The organism is Chromobacterium sphagni (assembly GCF_001855575.1).
In the GTDB taxonomy this organism is placed as follows: Bacteria; Pseudomonadota; Gammaproteobacteria; order Burkholderiales; family Chromobacteriaceae; genus Chromobacterium; species Chromobacterium sphagni.
Genome location: NZ_MKCS01000003.1, coordinates 105,801 through 125,369 on the forward strand (window position 1 = coordinate 105,801; position 19,569 = coordinate 125,369).

Genomic DNA, 19,569 nt, shown 5'->3' on the forward strand with positions numbered 1-19,569 from the left:
TTCAGAATGACAGGTCTCATGTCCGCTCCCCGTCCAAAGTCCAATCCGCACCATGGTGATGCCATGAAAACACTGCTGCGCCTAGGTTTGATCCTCGCCGGACTGACGCTGCCCGAGCTCTCCGCCGCGGCCGGCGTCACCACCTTCAGCCCACAAGGGGAAGTGAAGGAAGTCAGCCAGGTGCGCGCCACCTTCAACAGCAGCATGACCGCACTCGGCAACAGCGCCGCGCCTGCGCCCTTCGCCTGGAGCTGCGGCTTGAAGGGCAAGGGCCACTGGGTGGATGACAAGACCTGGGCACTGGATGTGCGGGACACGCCGCCGGCCAATACCAACTGCCGCTTCTCGGCCAAACCGGGCCTGAAGGACTTGCAGGGCAACGCCATAGCCGCCGGCTTGGGCTTCCGTTTTTACACCGGCCAGCCAGTCATCGCCGAAAGCTGGCCGTCGGAAGGCCGCATCGAGGAAGATCAGGCCTTCGTGCTGCGCTTCAACGCCGCGGAGGTCAAGCCGTCGTCACTGTATTGCCAGTCGTCCAGCCTGCCGGAACGCATTCCGGTGAAACCTCTGGCCGAGACGGACCGCGCGGCGCTGATCAAACATCTGAAACTGGAGAAACAGGCCGTCAACGTGCTGGCCGTGCGTTGCGACCAGCGCCTGGCGCCGGACAGCAAGCTCACGCTGGTGCACTTGCGCGGCGCCGGCGCGCCGGACAAGCAGCAGTATCAGGTGCGCCCGGCCTTCACCGCCAGCATGAGCTGCCAACGCGAAAACGCCAAAGGCGCCTGCATCCCGTTCAAGACCATCACGTTGAATTTCAGTTCGCCGGTGCCGGCCAAGCTGGCTCAGGCCGCAAGGTTGTCCGGCGGCGGAGCGGAACGCGCGCCGCAGGCCGAGCAGCACAACAAGGGCGAGCCGGTGGACAGCATCAGCTTCGCCCCCCCCTTCCCGCCGCTGGAAACCCTGACGCTGAAACTGCCGAATGACTTCAACGACGAAGTCGGCCGACCGCTGGTCAACGCGGAACGCTTCCCGCTGCCCATCAAACTGGCCGACTATCCGCCGCTGGCCAAATTCGCCGCCGCCCCATTCGGCATCATCGAATCCGACGCCGACGCCGCCTTGCCCATCACCTTGCGCGGGGTGGAGGCCGACCTCAACATCAAGTCGGTGCAACTGGGCGGCCAGGCGCTGCGCCTGAACCGCGACGCCGACATGATGCAATGGCTGGCCAAGGTGCAGCGTTACCACGAGAGCGCCCTGCCGGCCGGCAAGGGCAAGACCGTGGAAAGCCGCCGCCTGTCCTTGCTGGCCAAGAACCGGGACGCGGTGCCGCTGAAACTGCCCACCCAGCCGGACAAGAACGGCAAGTGGCCGTTCGAGGTGGTGGGCATCCCGCTGCCCAGGCCCGGCCTGTACGTGGTGGAGGTGTCGTCCAGGCTGCTGGGCAAGTCGCTGCTGGCCGCCAACCAGCCGATGTATGTGCGCACCGCCGCGCTGGTCACCAATATGGCGGTGCATCTGAAAAAATCCGGCGAAAACGCCGCGGTATGGGTGACGACACTGGACAAGGGCAAGCCCGTGCCGGATGCCCGCGTCAACATTTACAACTGCAAGGGCAATTCGCTGTGGACCGGCAAGACCAACGCCCAGGGCACGGCAATGGTCAAGGGCCCGTTGCAGGCAGGCGACTGCTCGGACGAAGAACTGTCCGGCCTGTTCGTTACCGCCCGCGCCAAGGACGCGCAGGGCAACGAGGACGTGTCCTTCGTCCGCTCCAGTTGGAACCGCGGCATAGAGTCCTGGCGCTTTCCCTTTCCGACCCAAGGCGGCGACGGCCCGGCCATCATCGCCCACAGCATTCTGGACCGCGCCTTGTTCCGCGCCGGCGAAACCGTGGCGATGAAACACCTGCTGCGGGTCCAGGCCGGCAAGGGCCTCACGCAGCTGAAACCAAACCAGCTGCCGCAGCAGCTGCGCATCGTCCACAACGGCAGCGGCGACGAAATCAGCCTGCCGCTAACCTGGCGCAACGGCCGTTACGCGGAAAGCAGCTACGCGCTGCCCAAGGAAGCCAAGTTGGGAGAGTACTCGCTGTATCTGGAGCGCAAGGGCATCCGCGGCCCGGCCGATCAGGGCAAGCCAGCCAGCCCGGAGCTGGACGGCTACTCGCTGCAAAGCGGCAGCTTCCGGGTGGAGGAGTTCCGCCTGCCGGCGATGACCGGCCGCATCTCGACCGTCAAGAACGCCGGCATCGCGCCCAAACAACTGCCGCTGAACGTGTCGCTGTCCTGGGGCAACGGCGGCCCGGCCAAAGGCTGGCCGATTGAGGTCAGCGCCATGCTGGCGGACGGTTACCAACGCCTGAAGGCCTACGACGACTTCAGCTTCTCGCCGCCGCAACGCAACCGCGAGAACAGCGAAAGCTCGCTGGACGGCAAGGTGGTGCTGGACAAGGCCGCCATCCAGCTGGATGGCAACGGCAACGGCAAAGCGCTCGTCGACAAGCTGCCCAAGCTGGACCGCCGCTACGATCTGGTGACCGAGGCCGCCTACCGCGACCCCAACGGCGAAACCCAGACCATCACCCGCCGCATCTCGCTGTGGCCGGCCGCCGTGCAGGTGGGCATCAGCGTGGACAGCTGGATCACCGCCGGCCGGGCGTTGCAGATGAAGGCAGTGGTGCTGGACACCGCCGGCAAGCCGCTGGCGGGCAAGGACGTCAAGGTCTCTCTGCGCGAACACCGCTACCTGTCCAGCCGCAAGCGGCTGGTCGGCGGTTTCTACGCCTGGGACCACAACGAGGAAACCGACGACAAGGGCAAGGTCTGCAGCGGCGCCACCGATGGGCGCGGCCTGGTGTTCTGCGAACTGAACCTGAAGGACGCCGGCGACATGGAGCTGATCGCCGAGGTCAAAGACGATCAGGGCAACATCGCCCAGAGCTCGCAATCGGTGTGGGTGAGCCAGCACGACGAGCTGTGGTTCGACGTCGACAACAACGACCGCATCGACGTACTGCCGGAGAAAACCGGCTATCTGCCCGGCGACACCGCCCGCTTCCAGGTGAGGATGCCGTTCCGCAAGGCCACCGCCTGGCTGGCGATAGAGCGCGAGGGCATCCTGGAAACCCGCGTGGTGGAGCTGGAGGGCAAGAATCCCACCATCGAATTGAAGGTTGAGCCGGACTGGACCCCGAATGTCTATGTGTCGGTGCTGGCCATCCGCGGCCGAGTGCGCGAAGTGCCGTGGTACTCCTTCTTCACCTGGGGATGGAAGACGCCGTCGGAATGGTGGAACGCCTATTGGAACGAAGGCGGCGACTACACCCCGCCCGGCAGCATGGTGGATCTGTCGCGTCCGGCTTTCAAATACGGCATCGCGGAGATACAAGTAGGAGACGCCGCCAAGCGTCTGACCGTGGAAGTGACCCCGGCCAAGAAGACCTACGGCATCCGCGAAACTGCCGACGTCACTATCAAGGTAAGGCTGCCTGGCGGCAAACCGGCGCCGGCCGGCACCGAAGTCGCCTTCGCCGCGGTAGACGAAGCGCTGCTGGAGCTGCAGCCCAACCATAGCTGGGAACTGATGCAGGCGATGTACCAGCGCCACAGCTACGGTGTGGAAACTTCCACCGCGCAGCTGGAGGTGGTGGGCAAGCGCCACTATGGCCGCAAGTCGTTGCCGCCGGGCGGCGGCGGCGGCAAGGCGCCGACGCGCGAACTGCTGGACACCCTGCTCACCTGGCAGCCCAGGGCGGTGCTGGACGCCAACGGCAGCGTCCATGTCAAGGTGCCCATCAACGACGCGCTGACCCGCTTCCGCCTGGTGGCGGTGACCGACGCGGGCAATGACATGTTCGGCACCGGCGAAGCCGGCTTCAACGTCACTCAGGACCTGCAGCTGTCATCCGGCATCCCGCCCCTGGCGCGCGAGGGCGACCAATTCAGCGCCGGCGTCACCGTGCGCAACGGCGGCGACAAGACGCTCAACATCAAGGTAGAAGCCAACGCGCCCGGCCTGCCGGCGCTGCCCGCACGCCAACTCAGCCTGCCGGTGGGCGAATCGCGGCTGGTCGCCTGGCCGGTGACCGTGCCCAATGACGTCAAGGAGCTGAAGTGGACCTTCAGCGCGCAGCAGGTGGACGGCAAGGCCGCGGACAAACTGGCCATCCGCCAGGAAATCGAGCCTGCGGTGCCGGTGACGGTGGAGCAGGCCACGCTGCAAAGGGTGGCGCCAGAGTTGTCGATCCCGGTGACGTTGCCGCCAGGCGCCCAGCCCGGCCGCGGCGGCATCCGCGTCAGCCTGCAGGCCAAGCTCGGCAATAGCCTGCCTGGCGTCAAACGCTGGTTCGAGGACTACCCCTACGCCTGCCTGGAACAGAGGAGCTCCATCGCGCTGGGCCTGGATGACAAAACCCGCTGGCAGCAGCTGATGAGCGAGTTGCCGCTTTATCTGGACGGCAACGGCCTGGCCGCCTACTTCCCGCTGGGCGAAGGCGCGCCGGACCGCGGCAGCGACATCCTCACCAGCTATGTGCTGGCGGCGGCGAACGAAGCCGGCGCGGACATCCCCGACGCCCAGCGCGGCAAGATGCTGGACGGCCTGTCCGCCTTTGTCGAAGGCAAGCTCAAGCGCGACCTGCCCATCAGCCGCCAGGACGCCGACGCACGCCGGCTGACGGCTATGGAGGCGCTGTCGCGCTACGGCCGCTTCCGCCCGGCGATGCTGGACGTACTGGACCTCAATCCGCAAAAAATGGGCACCGCGATGCTGGTGGACTGGCTGTCCTTGCTGAACCGCGCCGCCGATATCCCGCAACGCGGCCCGCGGCTGAGCGAGGCCGCCAACCTGCTGCGCGCGCGCCTGACTTACCAGGGCACGCGGATGGCGTTCAGCACCGAGGCCAGCGACAATGCCTGGTGGTTGATGGGCAACGGCGACGTCAACGCCGCCAAGCTGCTGCTGACCGCGCGCAAGCTGCCGGACTGGCAGGCCGACATGCCGCGCCTGCTGACCGGCCTGCTGTCCCGACAGCAAAAAGGGCATTGGCAGACCACCACCGCCAATCTGTGGGGCACACTGGCGGTGGCGCAATTCTCCAGGCAGTTCGAGAGCACGCCAGTATCCGGCCAGACCAGCGCCCAGCTCGGAAGCTCCAGGCTGAGCCAGGCTTGGCCGCAGGAAGGCGTCAAGCAGCTGGGCCTGCTGCCATGGCCGGCCGGCGGCCCCGGCAGGCTGACGCTCAAGCACAATGGCGCGGGCGCGCCATGGGCCACCGTGCAGGCTGAGGCCGCCATCGTCTTGAAGGCGCCGCGCTACGCCGGCTACAGCATCAAGAAGACGCTGACGCCGGTCAGCCAGAAAGCCGCCGGCCAATACCAGCCTGGCGATGTGGTAAAGGTGACCTTGGAAATCCATGCGCAGAGCGATATGAGCTGGGTGGTGGTCAACGACCCGATCCCGGCCGGCGCCGCCATCCAGGGCGGCGGCCTGGGCCGCGACTCGGCGATAGACGCCAAGTCCGGCGACGCCGGCGATTACGCCGACTACATCGAGCGCCGCTTCTCCGGCTACCGTGCCTACTACGGCTACGTACCCAAGGGCGAGCTGAAAGTGGAGTACACGATGCGGCTGAACAACCGCGGCGCCTTCAAGCTGCCGCCGACGCGGGTAGAGGCGATGTACGCGCCGGAGGTGTTCGGCATGCTGCCCAACCCGGTGTTCAAGGTTGTCGATGCAAAATAAAGCTGCAAACTGTCACGGCGGGGCTAAGCTGCGCCCTGCTGTCGGTCTCACTCTTTTTGGACTATTGGTTTCTGCACTTGCCCTGCCCGCGCAGGCCCAACCGAGCTTTCAACAGGTAAAGGCCGATTGGAAACCCTCCGACATCGTGATCCTGGACCGCCACGGCCAGCCGCTGCAGCGGCTGCGGGTGGACAAGCAGTCGCGGCGGCTGGACTGGGTGGCGCTTGCCGACACCTCACCCGCTTTCCGCCATGCGCTGGTGGTGTCGGAAGACAAGCGTTTCTATCAGCACAGCGGCGTCGACTGGTCCGGCGTGGCTGCGGCGGCCTGGGGCAATGTGTGGAACACCCGCACCCGCGGCGCCTCCACCCTCACCATGCAACTGGCTGGCCTGCTGGACGATGATCTGAAGGTCAACAAGGGCGGGCGCAGCCTCTGGCAAAAGATGGGCCAGACCTGGTCCGCGGCCTGGCTGGAGCAACACTGGAGCAAGGCGCAGATCCTGGAGGCCTATCTCAATCTGGTAGGCTTCCGCGGCGAACTGGTAGGCTTGTCGGCGATGTCCGCCACCCTGTTCGGCAAGCTGCCGGCCGGATTGAACCTGGAGGAATCGGCCATCGCGGTGGCGCTGATCCGCGCGCCCAACGCCGCGCCGGACAAAGTGTCCGGCCGCGCCTGCCGCATCCAGCAGGACATGGGCCGCAGAACCGACTGCGCGGCGCTGGCGGTCCATGTCAATCAGGCGCTGGCGCAAGGTCGCGCCGCCAATCCGCTGGCCGAGCAGGACGCCCCCCACTTTGCGCAAAAACTGTTGCAAAGGCAGCGGCTGCCTGCCGGCAGCCGGGTGGTCAGCACGCTGGACCTGCCCTTGCAGCGCTTCGCCGCCGCCGCGTTGCGCCGCCACCTGGCGGCGCTGTCGCAGCGCAATGTGCAAGACGGCGCGTTGGTAGTGCTGGACAACGCCAGCGGCGACATCCTGGCCTGGGTAGGCTCCAGCGGCCGCGGCCTGTCCAATGCCGCCCAGGTGGACGGCGTCACCTCTCTGCGCCAGGCCGGCTCCACCTTGAAGCCATTCCTGTACCAGCTGGCGTTGCAAAAACGCTATCTGACCGCAGCTTCGCTGCTGGACGACAGCCCGCTGGACCTGCAAACCGGCTCCGGCCTGTACGCGCCGCAAAACTACTCCAAGGACTTCAAGGGCCTGGTGCCGGTGCGCACCGCGCTCGCCTCCTCGCTCAACATCCCCGCAGTGCGGACCATAGAAATGGTCAGCCCCGACGCCTTGCGCGATAGGCTGTACCAGCTGGGCTTCACCAGTCTGCAGCAGGACGGCGACTATTACGGCTACAGCCTGGCCCTTGGCGCGGCCGATATCCGGCTGCTGGACCTGGCCAACGCCTACCGCACCCTGGCCAATCAGGGCCTGGCCAGCGCGCCGCGCTGGACGACAGGCGACGCCAGACCGAAGCCACAGCGGCTGCTGGACGCCGCCAGCAGCTTTATCATCGCCGACATCCTATCCGACCGCACTGCCCGCGCCCTCACCTTCGGCCTGGAAAGTGCGCTGTCCACCCGCTACTGGAGCGCGGTGAAAACCGGCACCAGCAAGGACATGCGCGACAACTGGGGGGTGGGCTTCTCGCGCCGCTACACGGTAGCGGCATGGGTAGGCAACGCCAGCGGCGAGCCGATGTGGGACGTGTCCGGCATGCATGGCGCCGCGCCGGTATGGCAGGCGGTGCTGGACCGGGCGCAACAGTCGGCCCCGCCATCGCAGCCGCCGTCGCCGCCTCCCGGCGTGCTGCGCCAGCGAGTACGCTATCAAGGCAACGTGGCGGCCAGCCGCCAGGAGTGGTTTCTGGCCGGCACCGAACGCGGCGTGATCGTGCCAGAGCGCGGCAGCGCCGCCAGCCTGACGCCGGGCATCGCCGCGCCGGTGGATGGCAGCATCTTCGCGCTGGACCCGGACATCCCGCCGGCCAACCAGCGCATGGTGCTGCGCGCGCGCGGCGTAAGCCGACCTCAATGGTGGCTGGATGGGAAAAAACTGGGCAATGGCGCGGAGCTGGCCTGGTTTCCCTGGCCTGGACGCCATCAACTGGAACTGCGCGCCGGCGATGGCAGGAGCGTGGAAAAGGTGCGGTTTGAAGTGCGCGGCGCCACAGCAAGGCCCAAACTCCGCTGAAGCGCCGCGATTGCAACGATTCAAGCGGGCTTGCGCTGCTGCAGCGACTGCATCAGCCGATCCGCCTGCTGCGCCGCGCCGGCTTTCTGCTGGTCGGTCAGCGCCTGGTAGTCCTTGGTTTTGAGGAACCAGTCGGCGCTGAGGGTATCGCCGGAACGCCGCGCCACCAGATTCCAGGCCGCGGCCTCCTGCGGCTGCTTCTCCAGCAGATAGCTTTCCGAGATCATCGCCGCCGCGTGCATATTGCCCAACGCATACGCCTGCTGCAGCACAGCCCTCGCTTCTTCGCGGTAGCTGAAACCGGCCTCATAATCCGGTTCGCGCGGATGGCCGTCCAACTGGAACAGGTAGCGCTCGGCCAGATGCGTCAGCGCCTGCACGTTTCCCTGCTTCGCCAGTTCGCGCAGCTGCGACAACGGCATCTGGTAGTAGCGCGCGTCGATCTGATAGCCCAGCTTGCGCAATTGCTGCTTGCGCTGACGTTCGGCCGCCGTCTCCTGCGGCATGCCTGCCGACTGCGCTCCCGCGCCGGGATCGCCCCCTACGGCAAAGCTCAGGCCATTAGAGCCGCCAACCGCTGCTGCGCGCGAGGCCGCCTGGCTGGCCGCCGGGCTGGAGGCGGGCTGCGACGCCAGCATCGCTCCGCCGCCGACACTCAGCGCGCGCGGCCCCCACAACCAGCCCGCCGCCACCGCCGTCCCAACGGCGGCGACGAGCAACAAGGGTGCGCCTTTCATGATCAGATCCGGCTCAGGCAGGTGTTGAGGCCGTTGGCGTAGCCGTAGCGCGAGTAGTAATCGCGCTGCGACGGCGTGCCGTGCTCGGCGTAATCCGCGGCGTCGCGGGCCGAGGCGACGGCGTTTTCGATGAAGCTGGGATAACGCAGATTGGTCTCGGCGTACTTGGCGAAAGTGCCGCCCACACAATCGGCCTGCAATTCCTGCATCGGCGGCTGGCGGTTGATGCCGCGGGTGAACTGGATGGTGTGGCCCCACTCGTGCGCCAGGATGAACTTGGCCACGTAGTTGCCATAGCTGCTCTCCTGCTGCTGCAGGAAGTCGACGCCCACGCTGATGGTATACGGGCCGCAGGCCATCGCGCTGGCCTGTCCCTCGCCGCAGGCCGACTGGTCCACATACACCGTCGGGCGGGAGTACGAACCCAGCTGTCCGCGGATCTCAGTGGCGCTGGACTGGATGTAGGCATTGCTCACCGGCATGGCCAGCACGCTGGATGCCTGGCCTGCCAGGACCGCACCAAGCGCAAGCGCGTTGAGGATTTTTTTTGTCATGATCTCTTTCTCCTTGGTTTGTCACATCATGGAGATTTTGTTATGCGATATAAATAAATCATTTTGAAAGAATTATTTCTCCTGAAAATTAGATTTAATATGCTCATTTTATGCATATGAGTTATTCAAATTTACTTCAGACAATATCGATGAAGACTTGTTAAAAAACGGGCCGGCGCAAGCGTCGACCCGCTTCCCGGCCCGTCGGACTAGCGTCGCTCAGGCCGCCTGGCCGGTTGCCGCCAGCACGATCTCGCGGATGCATACCCGCTGCGGCTGGGCATAAGCGTAGGCAATGGCCTCGGCCACATCCTGCGCATCCAGCACGCCGCCCATGCCCTGCTTCCACTCTTGGTAACCCGCCTTGATGGCCTCGTCGGTGGTATGGCCCAACAATTCGGTTTCCACCGCGCCCGGCGCGATGGTGATCACCCTCACGCCGCTGCCGGCGACTTCCTCGCGCAGGTTTTCCGAGATCGCGTGCACGGCGAACTTGGTGCCGCAGTAGGCCACGTGATTGGGAAAGGTTTTGCGCCCGGCAATGGAGCTGATATTGATGATGGAGCCGCGGCCACGCGCCAGCATGCCGGCCAGCACGGCATGGATGCCGTTGAGCAGGCCTTTGACATTGACATCCAGCATGGCCTGCCATTGGTCCGGATCCTGCCCCGCTATCGCGCCCAGCAGCATTACGCCGGCATTATTGACGATGGCGTCAGCCGGACCGAAGCAGGCCTCGGCCTCCGCCAGCGCCGCCAGCACCGCCGCGCGGTCGCTCACGTCCACCTGTCGGCACATGGTGTCCGGCAAGCGCAGCGCCTCCAGGCGGTCGATGCGGCGTGCCAGCAACAGCAGCGGGTGGCCAGCCTCGGAGAACAGACGGGCGGTGGCGGCGCCTATGCCTGAGCTGGCGCCAGTAATGACGATCAGGGGTTTTCTCATGCGAATTTCATCCATAGAAAAATACGATACTTACAACATGGATAGAGTATATTCCTGGCAACAATCTGCTGAAAAATGATAAAAATCTCTAGCTGACATCGTTAATTTCTATGGATATTCGACAACTCAAAGCCTTCATCGCCGTCTTCGAGGAGCGCAGCATCACGCTTGCGGCACAACGGCTGTTCCTTGCGCAACCGACGCTGTCCGTCACCATCCGCCAGCTGGAGGGAGCGCTCGGCGTCAAACTGTTTGAGCGGCTGCCGCGCGGAGTAGCGGTTAGCGAAGAGGCCCGCTTGCTCTATCCGCAAGCCAGGCGGCTGGTGGCGCAAGCCGAGGCGCTGGCGCGGATGTTCCGCCAGAAACACGATTGCCTGCCGCTGACGATAGGTGTGGAGGTGGAAGTAGGCCGGCGGCAACTGGAGCATTTCCTGGCCATGACAGCCCAGGCCTCCGCGGCCATCCTGCTGAATGTTCGGGAGGGGTGCGCCGGAGACGCGCGACTAGCCGCGGAGGACAGCCGCTGCGAGGACGAGCTGTTCGTCGCATTGTGGGAGGAGGATTTCGTGCTGGCCGTGCCAAGCAGCCATCCATTGGCAGGCGGAGAACGCGTGGAGATGGCGGAGCTGTCGGACAGCGACTGGATCACTTGTCCGGAAAACTCCGCACACCAGCGCCTACTGGACTTGCACGGCGCGGTGGCACCGGGCCTGGCCTTGGCGGCTCAGGCCAGCAGCCTGCGCCTGGCAGCGCATATGGTGGCAGCCGGACTGGGATTGGCATTGCTGCCCGCATCGCTGCTGAGCGGCAATGACGCCCTGGCCGCCATCCCGTTGGCCGGCGCCACGCTGTCGCGCCGGGTCGGACTGTGCTACGCGGCCCAAGCACAGGACCTGCCTGCGCTGCAGGCGCTGCTCGCCTATCTGTCAGCCGCCGCTCACAAGGGCAAAGAAGCCGACAAGCCATAATTGCCGATCAACATCGCCGCAGTGAACAGCATCACGCAGCCGATCACGCAATCCAGCACCTTCCAGCTGGACGGTTTCTGGAACAACGGCGCCAGCTTTCCGGCAAACAGGCCGATGGCGCCGAACCACAGCACCGAGGCGCACAGGCTGCCCAGCAGGAAAGAAACCGCGCCGTGTTCGCCATACACCGAAGACACGCTGCCGATCAGCACCACGGTGTCAAGCCAGACATAGGGATTGAGCAGCGTTACTACCAGGATGGTGCGGATGGCGCGCTTGCGGTCGCGCTCCACACTGCCCTCCAGCGTCATTGCCCCCGCCGAGAAGGCGGCGCGAAAGGATTTGAACCCCAGCCACAGGATGAAGGCGGCGCCGGCCCAGGTCACCACGCCGACAAAGCCCGGAATGCCCGCCACCACTTTGCCCATGCCCAATACGCCGCTGGCGATCAGCAAAATATCGGCGACGATGCAGATCAGCACGATGGGCAGCACATGGCTGCGGCCTATGCCCTGGCGCAGCACATAGGCGTTTTGCGGGCCGATGCCCACGATCTGGCTGAAAGAAATTCCCAGGGCGGAAAGAAATACGCTGAAATTGAACACTGCCTGCTCCCAAATGATTCGCAGACAGACTACCTGGCGGTTATTCTTTAGTAAAACTAATAAAAATCATGATACATAAGGATAATTAATAACCGCTCCATCGCGCTTTTCCCAATTGAGCATCCACTCCGGCAGCTCCGCCGCGGCCAAGGGCGGGGAAATGCCATAGCCCTGGCCGTCATGGCAGCCGATTTCCAGCAAGCGGTTCCAGATGGCGCGGCTCTCCACCCCCTCCACCACCAGCTTGCGGCCGGTATAGTGGGCGAAGGATACCATGCTGCGGATGATGGCTTCGTTGCCCGGCATGTCCAGCAGCAGGCGCACGAAACGCTGGTCTATCTTGATGGTGTCGAATGGCAATTGCTGCAGATGCACCAGCGAGGAAGCGCCGGTGCCGAAGTCGTCCAGCGCGATGGACAGGCCCAGGTCGCGGCAGCGCTCCAGCTTGGCGGTGACCTGCTCCGCTTCCTGTTGGGTGACGCTCTCCAGCACCTCCAGCTCCAGAAAGCCGGTCGGCAGCGGGTTGGTTTCCAGCAGGACCTCCAGCGTGCGCAGGAAATCGTCGTGCTTGAGCGTGGCGGCGGAGATGTTGACGCTGACCGGGATCGACTGCCCCTGCTGGCGCCACTCCGCCGCCTGGCGCACCGCTTCGCGCAGCACCCACCAGTCCAGCTCTCGCATCAGCTCGGTATGCTCTATCGCCGGGAAAAACTCGCCCGGCGCCACATGCTGGCCGTCGCGGGCCCAGCGCACCAGCGCTTCCGCGCCTTCGATGCGGTGGTTCAGCAAATTGATCTTGGGCTGGTAGTAAAGCACCAGTTCGCCGCGCGGAATGGCCCGAGCAAAAGCGCTGCGCAGCGCGTGCAGCTTGTGGATCTCCTCGTCCATCGCCGCGTCGTAATGGCGGAAATGGCCGCCGCCCAATTCCCTGGCGCGGCTCAGCGCCAAATCGGCCCGCCGCAGCAAGGTGGCAGCATCGCAGGGGCAGACGCCGCTCGCCGCCACACCCACGCTGCAGCGGATCTCCACTGCCACGCCCATCGCGTCCACCGGCTGCGGCAGGCGTTGCAACACCGCATCCACCAGAGGCTGCAGTTGGTCCATGCGTTCGGAGCAAGCGATGAAGCGGGAAGCCCCCACCCGTCCAACATAGCCAAACGGATAAATGGCCTGACGCAGCCGCCGCGCCATCTCGCACAACACCACGTCGCCGCCTTCATAACCCAGGCGGGCGTTGATCTCGTGAAAGCCTTCCGTCGCGATCGCCATCACCGCCACCTGGCTGTCGTTGAAGCGGGCGCGCAACAAGCGGTCGATCAAATCCTGCATCTGGCTGCGATTGGGCAAACCGGTCAGCGCATCGTGCTGGGCCAGGAAGGCCAGCTCGGTTTCGGCGCGATGGCTGCGCTCCAGCGCCTCGTGCCGCTCCAGCGCGCGGCCTATCTCGCGCGCCATCACGTCGAACAAGGCCAGTTTGGCCTGATCGAAAAAACCGGGCTGATCGGAATACAAGGACAGCGTGCCCACCACAGCGCCGCGAACCTGCAACGGAGCCACCAACAGGCTGTTGATGCCATAGCGGCGCAGCACATCCTGCCAGGGCTGCAGGGTGGGATCGGCCTGGGCGTTGTTGACCACTTGGGCCACGCGGCTGCGGATGGCGCGCCCGCTGGGGCCGCCGCCATAGGCGTCGCCCGAGTCGCCGGAAATCCGCAGGGTGTCGGCGAAGGGCGCCATGCCGCCATTGGCCAGCGCCGCCATCTGGACATGCTGGCTGGAGGAGTCCAGCAGGCCGACCCAAGCGATGCCGAATCCGGCCTCGCGCACGCAGGCATCGCACACCGCCTGCAGCATGCTGCGGCGGTCGACGCTATCGGCTAAAGCCAGGCTGACGCCGCTGAGAGTGGAATACAGGCCGGACATGTTCAGGAAATGCTCGCGCCGGCGAACCACCTCGCCGTGCAAAAAACGCTGGTAGCCATGCGTCTTCAGCATCTGGTCCAGCAGAATGCGCTTGCGCAGCAGACGTGCCAGCGCGCCGCGGACGGCGGCGTCCATTTCCGCGGCGTCAACGCTGGCCAGCAAATGCAGCTGGCAGCGCTCGTACAGGCCCAACAGCCAGCCCATGCTGACGCCGAGCTGGCAATACAGCTCGCCCTGCTCCGCCAGCCGCTGCGCACCCGCCTCGTCCAACGGCGAACGCAGCAGGGTTTCCCACTCCAGCAACAAGCGATCGGCCACGGCCTGCAGGGCGGCGCCATGGTGCCGCTGCAACCGCTCGGCCTCATCGGGGCTCTTCAGCAAGTGCCAGTACAACTCCTTGCCCAGCAGCTCGCGCCTTGCCAAGCAGGCATCGGCCTGGAGCGACAATTGCGCCAGGTGTTCGGTCCGGATACCGATAAAGCGGCACATGCCTGCCAGGAGCGCCATATTATCCGTCTGCATCTTGTTCTCTGCGCCTGTCGTGGCCAGGGCGCGATCCTGCCGATGCGCGCCCCTTGCTGTCTTGCCCCCCTGCCCATGAGCAGGCGATTATTGTCGGCAGGCAAGAAAAAACAGCCTCCTTGCGCCGAAGCCTGCCAAAATGCCACGACACTGGCTTTTAAGCAAGTGCACGGGCATTATTAATCAGACAACCACCCTTTATTCCATCTGAAAGCATTTGGTGCTTGATCCCCGACAATTGCAGACCCTTGCGGCGGTAGCGGAAACCGGCGGCTTCGACAAGGCGGCGAAAAAGCTGTTTCTGACCCAGTCCGCGGTCTCGCAACGCATCCGCCAGCTGGAGGAGAACCTCGGCCAGCCAGTCCTCACCCGCACCGCGCCGGCAGAGGCCACCGAAGCCGGCCGCCAGCTGCTGCGGCACTATCAACAACTGCTGCTGATGGAAAACCAGCTGCTGCAACAGCTAAGCCCGGCCCCGCGCCAGCGCGAGTTCACCACCCTGGCCATCGGCGTCAACGCCGACAGCCTGGCCACCTGGTATCTGCAGGCGGTAGCGCCGGCACTGGAGAAAAACGACCTGCTATTGGACATCGTGGTTGACGATCAGGACCACACCCACGAACTGATGCGCACCGGCCATGTGATAGGCTGCGTCAGCACGCGTCCGGTGCCGATACAGAGCGGCATCCAGCACTATCTGGGCGCCATGCGCTATCGATGCCTGGCCACGCCGCAGTTCGCAGATCGCCATTTTCCGGACGGCGTCAGCCACGCCGCGCTGGCGCGCGCGCCCAGCATCATCTTCAGCCGCAAGGATGCCGTGCACGGCCAGTTCCTGCTTCAGGCCGCCGGCTATGAAGGCCACTTTCCCTGCATGACCGTGCCCACGGCCCAGGGCTTCGTCGAGCTGACGCGGCAAGGCCTGGCCTACAGCCTGCTGCCGGAGCTGATGCTGGACGACGACATGGCCAGCGGACGGCTGGTGGACCTGTTTCCCGGCAGACACCTGGACATCCCGCTGTACTGGCACCACTGGCGGGTGGAGTCCAGCCTGTCGCAGGCGCTGACCGAGGCGATGCTGAATTATTGCGGCCGCCATTTGCGCCAGGACAAGGACCCCGGCGCGGCAAGCGGCGGAGAATCTTGCTGAGAATACACACTGGATGCCAGCGGACCGCGCGGATTGACAAGGCCATTCCCCTGGCGCATCATCCGTCGCCGACCTGGTTTTATGGAGGCAGCATGACCAGCAAGCAACACGTACCCAGCAACGAACAATGGGCCGAACTGGAACAGGCCGCGCGGCAGGCCGCCAGCCAGGCCTATGCGCCATACAGCAAGTTCTCGGTCGGCGCCGCCATCCTGGACAGCTGCGGCCGGATACATACCGGCTGCAACGTGGAAAACGCGTCCTACAGCCTGGGCAACTGCGCCGAGCGCACCGCCGTCTACGCCGCGCGCGTCAACCACGGCATGCAGGAGGTGGTGGCGGTCTGCATCTACACGCCCACCGCCACCCCCACCCCGCCTTGCGGCGCCTGCCGCCAGGTGCTGAACGAATTCGGCCCCGCGATGCGGGTGCGCGCCATCTGCGATGGCAACAGTGTCATAGACAGCACGCTGGACGCGTTGCTGCCAGGCGCCTTCGGTCCCAGAAATTTGGCGGATGCCGTCCCGCAAACCTGACTGGCAGCCCAAGGCTCGACAAATGAAAACGGAAGCCGAGGGCTTCCGTTTTTGTCTTTCCACCGGGGTAGCGGCCTTGCGCCGAATCAGCGCCCGGCAACGATAGCCTGCGCCACCGCCTCGGCGATCTTGATGCCGTCCACGCCCGCCGACAAGATGCCGCCGGCGTAACCCGCGCCCTCGCCCGCCGGGAACAGGCCCTTGACATTGAGGCTTTGCAGATCGTCGCCGCGGGTGATGCGCAAGGGCGAGCTGGTGCGGGTTTCCAGGCCGGTCAGCACCGCATCCTGCAGATCGTAGCCGCGGATCTGACGGGCGAAGTGCGGAATCGCCTCGCGCATCGCCTCGACGCAGAAATCGGGCAGGATGCGGGCCAGGTCGGTCATCGTCACCCCCGGCTTGTAGGACGGCTCCACCGAACCCAGCTGAGTGGATGCCTTGCCGGCCATGAAGTCGCCCAACAGCTGCGCCGGCGCGAAGTAATCGCCGCCGCCCAGCTCATAGGCCTTGCTCTCCAATTCGCGCTGGAAGTCCAGGCCCGCCAGCGGGCCGCCCGGATAGTCCTCAGGCGAAATGCTGACCACGAAGCCGGAGTTGGCGTTGCGCTCGTTGCGCGAGTACTGGCTCATGCCGTTGGTGACCACGCGCTTCTCTTCCGAGGTGGCCGCCACCACCGTGCCGCCCGGGCACATGCAGAAGCTGTACACCGCGCGGCCATTGCTGGCGTGATGCACCAGCTTGTAGTCGGCCGCGCCCAAAATCGGATGGCCGGCGTACTTGCCCCAACGCGCCTGATCGATCAGCGACTGCGGATGCTCGATGCGCACGCCGATGGAAAACGGCTTGGCCTCCATGTAGACGCCGCGCTTTTCCAGCATCTGGAAGGTGTCGCGCGCGCTGTGGCCCAGCGCCAGCACCACGTGGTCGCTCAAGATTTCACTGCCATCGGCCAGCCGGACCCCACGCACCTGGCCATTGTCCAGGATCAGATCGTCCACGCGCTGCTGGAAGCGGATCTCGCCGCCCAGCGCCTCGATCTCGGCGCGCATGTTTTCCACCATGCTCACCAGACGGAAGGTGCCGATGTGGGGCTTGGCGATATAGAGGATTTCTTCCGGCGCGCCGGCCTTGACGAACTCGGTCAGCACCTTGCGCCCCAGATGGCGCGGGTCCTTGATCTGGCTGTACAGCTTGCCGTCGGAAAAGGTGCCGGCGCCGCCTTCGCCATACTGGACGTTGGATTCGGTGTTGAGTTCGCTCTTGCGCCACAGGCCCCAGGTATCCTTGGTGCGCTGGCGCACTTCCTTGCCGCGCTCCAGCACGATGGGCTTGAAGCCCATCTGCGCCAAGAGCAGCGCGGCGAAAATGCCGCAGGGCCCGAAACCCACCACCAGCGGCCGCTGCTTCAGAGTTTCGGGCGCCTGCGCCACATAGTAGTAATTGGTGTCCGGCGCGGGCATCACCCGCCGGTCGCCCTTGAAGCGGACCAGCAGCTTGTCCTCGTTCGCTACGTCCACATCGACGATGTAGACCAGGCTCATCACGCCCTTGCGCGCATCGTAGCTGCGCTTGAATACGGTAAAGCCGCGAACATCGTCCGCCGCCACTTTCAGATAGCCGCAAATCAGCTCGGCGAGCTCCTGCTCAGTGTGGTCCAGCGGCAGCTTCAGTTCGGTAATACGCAACATAACAAATCCAGTACCGGGTTGGTGTCTATTCAACGAGGCGACATTGTAGCGGCAAACCGCGCATCCGGCACGGCAACTGCGTCGGATTGCATTCCCGCCGGGCTTTGGCTATAGCGTACTGTGGTTCTTGCCTGATCGTATGCGCGTTATCGCTGCAACGCCCTCCCTGTCCTGCCCCTCATTGTCAGACGGCAAGAACCCACCCAGTCAAGCCAGGCTGGCCGGGAACGGCATGCAGAACGCCTGTAGACTGAGAAATGGCAAGCTGCGTACGCTTTGCGTGCCGGTTAGAAATACGCAAAGCCATACGCGCCAGGCCAGGATGCCGGGAAAGGCGGCGGTTGGCTTTGCCCAATCAGGAGACATAGATGGATTTGGCGATTCTGCCCCACCTTACCGTACGCCTTGCCGTGCAGGCCTTGCAGCAAGGCGACCACGCCGCCTGGATCGCGCAGTTCAGCGCGGACGCCAAGCTGACCGACGACGGTCTTCCGGCCAATTTCCAGAAATTCAGCGAAAGCGCGATGGGCCACGAGCGTTTTACCCGCATCGACAGGGTAGAGAACCAGGGGCTGGACATCTATGGCGCCTTCCATAGCGATCGCTGGGGGGATTTTGATACCTATTTCAAATTCCACCTCGACGCCAATGGCAAGATACGTCAACTGGACATAGGCCAGGCCGCTTAGCCGCCAACGGCCGGAAGGCGGGTCCGGAATGCCCTCTATAATGCAGAACGCGCGCTCGCAGCCGCGCGATTCCGCCAAGGAGAGGCAATGCACCGGATACTGGTCGTGGATGACGATGCCGTATCTCAGCAGTTTCTGGTCATGGTGCTGAACCGGCTTGGCAATGACAATGTCGTAGTGGCGAACGATGGCATTGACGCACTGATCCAGTTGGATGCCGGCGACCGGAATTTCGACGTGATCTGCTGCGACCTTGACATGCCGCGGATGGATGGTATCGAATTTGTGCGGCACCTGGGAGAGCGTTGCTACCAGGGCAAACTGCTGATCTCCAGCGGCTTCGACGGACGGGTGCTGGAGTCGGTGGCAGAGCTGGCGAGGCTATACGATCTGTGGCTGGCCGGCGTGCTGCCCAAGCCGGTCAATCGCCAGCACCTGCTGGAACTGATCAGCCAGCCTCCTCCCGCCATCCGCCACTCCATCAACATCAGCCATCCCACCGAAGAGGAATTGCGCGCCGGCATCGAAAAGGGCCAATTCCTCCCATTCTTCCAACCGCAAGTTGAGATGGAATCAGGCAAAATCCGCTCGGTCGAGGTTTTGGCCCGCTGGCAGCATCCCCGGCTTGGCCTCACCGGTCCGCAGCAATTCATCGAACTAGCCGAGGGCTCTGGCCTGATCACCGAGCTCACCAAACGCCTGCTGTGCGATGCCACACGCATGATGGCGAAGCTGCCCGATCCGCAATTGGACATGTCGATCAACCTGTCGATGGCATCGCTGGGCGAAACCGGACTGGTCGCCGACTTCGAGGCCATTCTCGAGGCCAACCGGTTCCCGATGTCGCGGCTGACCATCGAGGCCACCGAGAATAGCCTGATGGCCCACCCCATCAGGGCTCTGGAAGTGTTGTCGCGCCTGCGGCTCAAAGGCGCCGGCCTGGCGATAGACGATTTCGGCACCGGATTTGCCAGCATGGACAGGCTATCGCGCTTCCCCTTCACCGAACTCAAGATAGACAAGGGCTTCGTCATCGACGCCGCGCAAAACCCCACCAACGCATCCATCCTGCGCGCCAGCGCCGAGCTTGGACGCCAGCTCGGCCTGAAGGTGGTGGCGGAAGGCGTCGCCTCGCTTGCCGAATGGCTGTTGTGCCGCAGCCTGGGGGTGGAAGTCGTGCAGGGATCGTACATTTCGCCGCCGGTGGACGCCGAGAGCTTCCGCCGCTGGCTGCTGAAGCACCAGGGCGTCTTTCCCTTGCCGGCCATTGCCGCGGACCAGCATCCGATATAAGTCAAAACCCGCCGACCAGAGGAGTTTCA

13 protein-coding genes are annotated in these 19,569 nt (G+C 64.6%); 7 read left to right on the forward strand and 6 right to left on the reverse strand.

Annotated features, from left to right (window positions below; genetic code table 11):
* The first annotated feature begins 63 nt into the window (after positions 1-63).
* Positions 64-5,748 carry an alpha-2-macroglobulin family protein gene (locus BI347_RS19455; RefSeq protein ID WP_071116816.1) on the forward strand — a complete coding sequence of 1,895 codons (5,685 nt, stop codon included), beginning with the start codon at positions 64-66 and terminating at the stop codon, positions 5,746-5,748.
* A complete protein-coding gene (pbpC, locus tag BI347_RS19460) occupies positions 5,738-7,933 on the forward strand; it encodes a penicillin-binding protein 1C (protein WP_083339067.1) in 2,196 nt (731 codons plus the stop codon). Before BI347_RS19455 ends, pbpC begins: the two co-directional genes overlap by 11 nt.
* Positions 7,934-7,953: 20 nt before the next feature.
* Here the strand turns inward: pbpC and BI347_RS19465 are convergent, their stop codons facing one another.
* The 3 genes from BI347_RS19465 to BI347_RS19475 all read right to left on the reverse strand — a co-directional run bounded on the left by BI347_RS19465 (position 7,954) and on the right by BI347_RS19475 (position 10,166).
* Positions 7,954-8,670 (reverse strand): hypothetical protein, encoded by a 717-nt coding sequence (locus BI347_RS19465; RefSeq protein ID WP_139167270.1) that lies wholly within the window; start codon positions 8,668-8,670, stop codon positions 7,954-7,956.
* 2 nt (positions 8,671-8,672) lie between these two features.
* Positions 8,673-9,224, reverse strand: a complete 552-nt coding sequence (locus BI347_RS19470; RefSeq protein ID WP_071116818.1) for a neutral zinc metallopeptidase — start codon at positions 9,222-9,224, stop codon at positions 8,673-8,675.
* 219 nt (positions 9,225-9,443) lie between these two features.
* Positions 9,444-10,166: an SDR family oxidoreductase gene (locus BI347_RS19475; RefSeq protein ID WP_071116819.1), complete on the reverse strand. Its 723-nt coding sequence runs from the start codon at positions 10,164-10,166 to the stop codon at positions 9,444-9,446.
* Positions 10,167-10,276: 110 nt separating this feature from the next.
* On the opposite strand from BI347_RS19475, the gene BI347_RS19480 reads away from it, so the two are divergent.
* Positions 10,277-11,134: a LysR family transcriptional regulator gene (locus tag BI347_RS19480; RefSeq protein WP_071116820.1), complete on the forward strand. Its 858-nt coding sequence runs from the start codon at positions 10,277-10,279 to the stop codon at positions 11,132-11,134.
* Here BI347_RS19480 and BI347_RS19485 read toward each other — a convergent pair.
* Positions 11,104-11,739 carry a LysE/ArgO family amino acid transporter gene (locus tag BI347_RS19485; RefSeq protein ID WP_071116821.1) on the reverse strand — a complete coding sequence of 212 codons (636 nt, stop codon included), beginning with the start codon at positions 11,737-11,739 and terminating at the stop codon, positions 11,104-11,106. The genes BI347_RS19480 and BI347_RS19485 overlap by 31 nt on opposite strands.
* Positions 11,740-11,805: 66 nt before the next feature.
* Positions 11,806-14,184, reverse strand: coding sequence for an EAL domain-containing protein (locus BI347_RS19490; protein WP_071116822.1), 2,379 nt, complete (start codon positions 14,182-14,184; stop codon positions 11,806-11,808).
* A gap of 220 nt (positions 14,185-14,404) precedes the next feature.
* Between BI347_RS19490 and BI347_RS19495 the strand changes: the two genes are divergently transcribed.
* Positions 14,405-15,334, forward strand: coding sequence for an ArgP/LysG family DNA-binding transcriptional regulator (locus BI347_RS19495; RefSeq protein WP_071113568.1), 930 nt, complete (start codon positions 14,405-14,407; stop codon positions 15,332-15,334).
* A gap of 92 nt (positions 15,335-15,426) precedes the next feature.
* The gene (locus BI347_RS19500) at positions 15,427-15,870 is read left to right on the forward strand and encodes a cytidine deaminase (RefSeq protein ID WP_071113562.1); all 444 of its coding nucleotides are present in this window, start codon (positions 15,427-15,429) and stop codon (positions 15,868-15,870) included.
* 86 nt (positions 15,871-15,956) lie between these two features.
* Here BI347_RS19500 and BI347_RS19505 read toward each other — a convergent pair whose 3' ends face one another.
* A complete protein-coding gene (locus BI347_RS19505) occupies positions 15,957-17,558 on the reverse strand; it encodes an NAD(P)/FAD-dependent oxidoreductase (protein ID WP_071113561.1) in 1,602 nt (533 codons plus the stop codon).
* A gap of 368 nt (positions 17,559-17,926) precedes the next feature.
* On the opposite strand from BI347_RS19505, the gene BI347_RS19510 reads away from it, so the two are divergent.
* Positions 17,927-18,247: a hypothetical protein gene (locus tag BI347_RS19510; RefSeq protein ID WP_071113560.1), complete on the forward strand. Its 321-nt coding sequence runs from the start codon at positions 17,927-17,929 to the stop codon at positions 18,245-18,247.
* 87 nt (positions 18,248-18,334) lie between these two features.
* Positions 18,335-19,540 carry an EAL domain-containing response regulator gene (locus BI347_RS19515; RefSeq protein ID WP_071116823.1) on the forward strand — a complete coding sequence of 402 codons (1,206 nt, stop codon included), beginning with the start codon at positions 18,335-18,337 and terminating at the stop codon, positions 19,538-19,540.
* Positions 19,541-19,569: the final 29 nt, after the last annotated feature.